This is a genomic window from Staphylococcus pettenkoferi, assembly GCF_002902685.1.
Lineage (GTDB): Bacteria > Bacillota > Bacilli > Staphylococcales > Staphylococcaceae > Staphylococcus > Staphylococcus pettenkoferi.
On sequence record NZ_PPRN01000103.1, the window covers coordinates 1 to 1,526 of the forward strand.

The following is a 1,526-nucleotide window of genomic DNA, read 5'->3' on the forward strand; positions in this document are numbered from 1 at the left end:
TTTATAACCAAATATCAACCCACATAAAAAGGGGGAACTTCGACATCCGAAGTTCCCCTTAAAGTTTATCGTTTATTATTCAAATGGATTAAAGAAGCTGTCGCTGTCTTTTTCTTTTGACTTAGATTTGTGTTGTGATCTTTGTTCTTTAAGTTTAACTGAAACTGTTTTCTTCTTACCGTCGCGATCTAAAGTTAATTTAACTGTGTCGCCTGGCTTTTTATGTTCGTAAAGGTAAGAGCGAACGTCTGTGTCTTTTTCAACTTTTTCATTATCGATTTTTGTGATAATGTCGCCTTCTTTAACACCTTTCGCGCCTTCGACTTTAGCGACGTAAACGCCTTTGTCTTTATCCGTATCTAATTTATCTTTATACTCATCTGGAATTTCTTCAAGGTTGAGTAGACCAACTCCGATAGAAGGGCGAGTGATCTTACCTTTCTCAACAAGCTGTTTAATCGTTGCTTGAACTTCGTTACTTGGAATGGCAAAGCCGATACCTTCAACTTGTTCGTTCGCAATCTTCATGGAGTTAATTCCGACGAGATTACCGTTTAAGTCTACGAGTGCACCGCCAGAGTTACCTGGGTTGATCGCTGCGTCAGTTTGAAGAACGTTGACTTTGTTAGGTCCTTCAGAAGTTTGAGCATCAATTGTACGTTCGTTCGCTGAGATGATACCTGATGTTACTGAGTTAGCGAATTCGAGACCGAGTGGGTTACCCATTGCGAAGACGCTATCGCCGGTCTTCACTTTACTAGAGTCTGCGAATTGAATGGCTTTGATACCTTTCGTATTATCGATCTTTAACACGGCCATATCTGTCATCGCATCTTTACCCACAAGCTTTGCATCGACTTGTTTAGAGTTGTGTAACTGTACTTTAATCTTGCTTGCGCCATCAATCACGTGGTTGTTAGTGACGATGTAAGCGTCTTTATTATTCTTCTGATAAATTACTCCAGAACCCACGCCAGCTTCTTGAGCTTTAGATTTCTTACCTTCGAGGAAATCTTCGATGCTGTGAACTTTCTGCATGTTTACGACACCTACGATAGCGGGTGAAATATCGTTGACCATCTGATTGACGGAATCGTATTTATCACTTTTACCGTCTATCGTATTGCCACTGCTACCACTGTGGGATTGATTGACCTTCGCACCATCTTTCTCTGGCACAGTATGATCGACAACTTTCCCTATACCTAACACGATAAGCGCGCCGATGATTCCTGCGATGAGAGCTATGATAATTGTCTTAAACCAAGGAAATTTCGGTTTATAACGCCTTGAACTCGGGTAGGAGATAGAGTAATTGACGTTGTCTTGTCGTGTATCTTTATTCTGAAACATATTTAACCTCCATTATAATATTCATCTACTATTATGAGAGTTTTTGCAATATTTTTCTAGTAAATCACGTTATATTTCGAGAGTTTCAATCTTTTGTTGAGGCGGTATAGCGGAAATGGTAAAATTTATTATTGTATAACAGTTATTAAAGTAGGTGAACGTATGTATAATTT

The 1,526-nt window shown here is 39.3% G+C and carries 1 protein-coding gene; it reads right to left on the minus strand.

The features are described from left to right. Positions 1-75: 75 nt before the first annotated feature. Complete coding sequence (locus CD126_RS11855) at positions 76-1,353, minus strand: S1C family serine protease (RefSeq protein WP_049405555.1); 1,278 nt, start codon at positions 1,351-1,353, stop codon at positions 76-78. Between the last annotated feature and the right edge of the window lie 173 nt (positions 1,354-1,526).

Coding starts and splice junctions, on each gene's coding strand:
- CD126_RS11855 (WP_049405555.1), bottom strand. CDS start 1,353: ATGTTTCAGAATAAAGATACACGACAAGACAACGTCAATTACTCTATC.